This is a genomic window from Pseudanabaena sp. 'Roaring Creek', from assembly GCF_001402795.1.
Taxonomy (GTDB): Bacteria; Cyanobacteriota; Cyanobacteriia; order Pseudanabaenales; family Pseudanabaenaceae; genus Pseudanabaena.
The window spans coordinates 1-4,525 of record NZ_LIRE01000109.1 but is presented as its reverse complement, the minus strand read 5'-3'; the positions used below and the strand labels follow the sequence as shown (position 1 = coordinate 4,525).

3 protein-coding genes are annotated in these 4,525 nt (G+C 39.6%); all 3 read right to left on the bottom strand.

Annotated features, from left to right (window positions below):
* Positions 1-93 precede the first annotated feature (93 nt).
* Positions 94-1,971 carry a VgrG-related protein gene (locus tag AC805_RS03585; protein WP_055074141.1) on the bottom strand — a complete coding sequence of 626 codons (1,878 nt, stop codon included), beginning with the start codon at positions 1,969-1,971 and terminating at the stop codon, positions 94-96.
* A gap of 89 nt (positions 1,972-2,060) precedes the next feature.
* Entirely contained in the window at positions 2,061-2,507 is a 447-nt protein-coding gene (locus AC805_RS03580) for a hypothetical protein (protein WP_009625891.1), read from the bottom strand.
* Between the two features lie 68 nt (positions 2,508-2,575).
* The coding region (locus AC805_RS26040; protein WP_197278616.1) for a hypothetical protein at positions 2,576-4,525 on the bottom strand (1,950 nt) is incomplete at its 5' end.

Genomic DNA, 4,525 nt, shown 5'->3' with positions numbered 1-4,525 from the left:
GAGTCAAAAGCTGTAGCGCACGCGCAGCGTGCGCTACAGCTTTTGGGGTTTTATATTTAATTGCGCCTAGATACATACAGTTGGCTAACTTATCTAATTAATCTTAACTAAACCGCCTTTAATTGTATTAATGAAACTAGCTTCGACATTTACCAAAGGTGCTTCCATTTTGGCTGAGGCTGTACCTTTAATTTGGACAAGTACACCTTCAATGTCAATTCCAGTATTAGTTATAACGATTTTATTAAGCCCAACTTTAAGTGTAATGTTGGTAGTGGCGGTTAAGGTAATATTACCCGCATTAATTTTTACATCATTAACGAGTCCAGTAGTGCCCGTCTTGATGGTAATGTTCCCCGTTGAAGTTAGGCTAATCTCCTTACTCATGTCATCAGCCCGAAATTTATGACCGCCTGTAGTTTCTAATTCAACAAATTTTTCACTATCATTAAGGCGGACATTATGTCCATCAATGGTGTTTACATAGATTCCCTTTTTCGTATCTTTATCTTCTTCAACAAATTGCAATTGATGTCCTACACGAGTTTTAAAGGTGCGGAGACGGACTTTGCCTCCAACTACACTATCGGCGACTTTAGTTGGAGTTGTATCCTTTCCATTCCAGACTCCACCAATCACATAGGGGCGATGGATATCTCCATGCTCGAAGCCGACTAAAACCTCATCATTAATTTCTGGCAAGCAGTCTAATCCCCTATTTATACCTGCACCTGCACTGACAACTCTTGCCCAATTACTTTCATGTTCTTCGGTTAAAGTTGGGAACTTAACTCTGACTCTTCCCCATCCCTTAGGATCGTTATTGTTACTTACGATTCCCACTAACATTGTCTGTCCTGGTTGCAGATGCGGTTGTGATGATAGCGTAGAAAATAAATCTCCACCTTTAAGTCCGCGCACGCTGAAATGTGTCGTATACTTGCGTTCATCAAACAAATGGTGGGTTTCAGTGACATAGTAACTACCGCTGTATTTACCCATGTCTGCTAAGGTGATGACTCTTCCTGGACGGATTTTCGGATTACCCTCACCTTTGGCATCAGCATTGACAAATTCGCCGCCTAGTTCATTACATAGAGATTGAGCAATTTTATCCGCTTCTCCAGAGCTAAAAATGGGTTGATCGACGACGATCATCTTCGGGCTACCACTAAATTTAGTGCTAGAGGCACTGCCTTTGCCACTATCCGTTGTAGTAATGACTGACTCTGTAGATGCAGTGGAGACGATCGCTATTTTTTGAGCATAGTCCCATCCTCGAACTTCTACGGAGCTGACTTGCTCGGCACTGGTAACGCGGACTCGAAAACCATGGATATCTTCTAGCCACTTAAGCGATATCGTTTGATCGGTACTAGGGGCGCGAAAATTTAGCTTTCCATCTTGGACATATAACTCGAACCCATTCCGCGCCGCACGTTCTCGCAAGAATTCCATATTAGTTTGATTCTCTTGAAAAGCATACTCATGGATAATAGTCGTTGCTGTGACTGTTCCTGCCGAAATTCCTGCATCTCCAATTATTTGCTTGACAAGATCGCTATCTGAAACGTTTTGAAACGAGCGATTATAACGTCCCCTATGCAAGCGATGAGAAATGTCGTAACCGCGAATAATCATTGGCGCTTGAGATTTTTCGTTAAACTCAGTTTCTATCGCCGTAATTTCACCTTCTAAGATATATTCCGTCTCTTCCTGAGCAAAATCAGCATCTTCAGTCGTGCTAGAGGTGAATCCAATTTTAATTTTTTTGCCGATCTCGAATAAACTTTGGTGTTTCCAAGCTGGTTCTAAGTTGCCAGGAAAGTAATCATTATTGATAATAAGCGTAAACATTCCTGGTAAATGTAGACTCTCCTCGACAGATATTTGTAAAATATCTGCGTTCAAATCATCAGGTGCTTGATTACCATCAATTAGTAGGATTGGGGTGGGTAGGTATTTGGGCATTAGCGACTTTTGTTATTATGATTTCGTTGTTGTGATATTATGATGGCTTTCGCTTTTGGGGTTTGCTATCAAGCGATCTCTTTACTTACTTAAAGCTGGGTGCTATCGACTTCTTCAAGAGACATATCAACAATCGCTCGCACGGGAGTGCCATCAGCCAGAAACATTGTTAGTTTATAACTAACATTTTTGACAAAGCACTTGAGATATTGAGTTTGTCCCCAAGCAAATACGTATACAGGCGGTCTGCCGAGCGATCCTGCAAAATCGGTAGCCTTAATAATCGGATCTATTAATGTTAAAACGCTGGTTCCTGTTTCGTAGGTATCAAAGGTTAAATTACTGAGGGAAAGACTTACTGGCTCTGGGTATGCAAATGCGACTTTAGGTATACCAGTGTCAGTGCGCGCGCCTTTGGAGCGATTGAGGCTAACCGATCGCTGAAATTGAAGTTCGGTGGGGTTAAACTGAAAGTTTATGGCAGCAGCTCCAGCATCGGTGGTAGTGAGCATGGCTTTGACAAGTTGACCCGTCATGATCTGTCCTCTTAAAAAAATCTACAAAATTCAAAGTTCTAAAATTAGCTAGGAAGTGAGATGTTGGATTACCAAGGTAATCGCCCTTGATATTTATTCCCTTGCCTTTCCTTTTCTATTCCCAAACGCTGCTTTAGCAAAATATATATTTCTTGAGCAAGAGTTTCAAGGTTGTGTTCGAGGTTATCTTCGTCCGCTTCATCCTGCTCTTCGATAGGTTTTACCGATACAGTTGCTTCGGGTAAGGGGTCAGTATCAAAGGCTCTTTGGATCGTGTTAGTTGGGGTTATGTCTTTATTGGGGTTTCCTCTTTGCAATCCTGTTGGAGTCAAGTATAGGTCTTGGTCACTATTAGGACTATTGTTATAACTATTTTTTTGTTCGGGCGATCGCTGAATGACCGTTTGGTTGGTACTGCTACTTCTAGCGCTATCTGTTGAAGTTTTGGGAGAGACTGCCGCTAGAGGACTGCGATCGCTCACAGTCTTTCGGTTAAGAGAGCTAGTAGACGAATTGGTAGGCGTTTGGGGAGGTGGCAAATTAGCAAGCAGTTCGGCGATGTTTGACCAGCCATTAGTCATAGCATCCGTACGACTGATTTGATCGGGAGTATCGTCTTCCTTTCGCTGGATAGTTTGAGGTTGATTCCTGATATCATCCGATAAATTATTGAGATTCTTAGAATTATTGGAACGCGTATTGCTATCTCGAAATGGTTGTAAAGTTCTCTGCTGAGGGATACTAGGTACTTGTGATAAATTCAGGGATGCAAAACTACCTAAATATTCTGTATGACCGAGGTTTTCAATGGCTTTAGGTAATTTCAACACCTCATTATTACTAGGATCTTTCATCATTTGAATCATCGTTTGATTTTCAATGCTATCTTCTAAATAATTGCTATCAATCGCATTAACTTCACTGCTACTGTTGCTGCTACTATTTCTTTGAATCGATTGCTGCAAATCTTGAGTTGAGTTTCCAACTAAGTCTCTATTAAATTTATTGTTTTGATTGTCTTTGGATAGATTGGTATTACTGTCACCAATATTATTTATATTTAATTGTGTCTCTAGGTTGTTCTCCACTAGTGATAAATCTGATTTTCTTTGAATATCGGCAATATCTGGTTTAGGAGTATCTAGATTTTGAGCGCGATCTGGCGATTGTTGCAGGCGATCGCTTTCTGAAATATTACTTTCCGTACTACTTTTTGCTGTTTGTAAATCAGAAAATGATTGGATTGTTGTTTCTTGTTCGTTTTGATCAAGATTGACTAAAGTTTCATTTAATGCACCATTATGATCCTTATCTCTTTGAACTATTTCAGAAAAATTAACTGGTGTAGTGTTAATATCAATCTCTGGATCTGATATGCTTAATTCTCTTTGAATAGACTGATCGCTCGATAGTTTAGTATCTGCAATATGGGATCCAGTGACAAGAGATTCAAAATCTTCTTGTGCTATTTCTCTTGTAGATTCTTGATTGTTTCGTTGTATAGATTGACTGGTTAAAGTAATAATTTCTTCGATAGATGAATTAGATTCGTTGGGTAGGGATGGGTTAACTTGAGAAATATAATCTTTTCTTTGCAATATATGAGTATTTCGATCTGCACTAATGTTAAGTAGCGATGAATTTGAGCTCTCGTGGTTTGCTCCATTATCCGCCTGAATATCGTTATTTAGAATAGGTGAATTAGTTGTTTCTGATTGTCTTTGTAGCGATTGATTTTGATTTGTTAGATCGACATTATTGTCGATAATCAAAGTAGATTTTGGTACTTTTGTATCTTGAATAGAATTACCTATAGGATGATCTGATAACGAATTACTAGGGGAAGATTGGATTTTGGTTGTGCGATCGCTTTGAGTAATATCATTTAGCTGAGCTACATCAGGTTGATTGCGATCGATAGGAGTAATATCGTTAGTCTGTCTCTGTATCGCATCAGTTTGAGATAAATTAATATCTCGAATAGGAGCAGAATAATCTGCATTGACACTTGCTTGAAT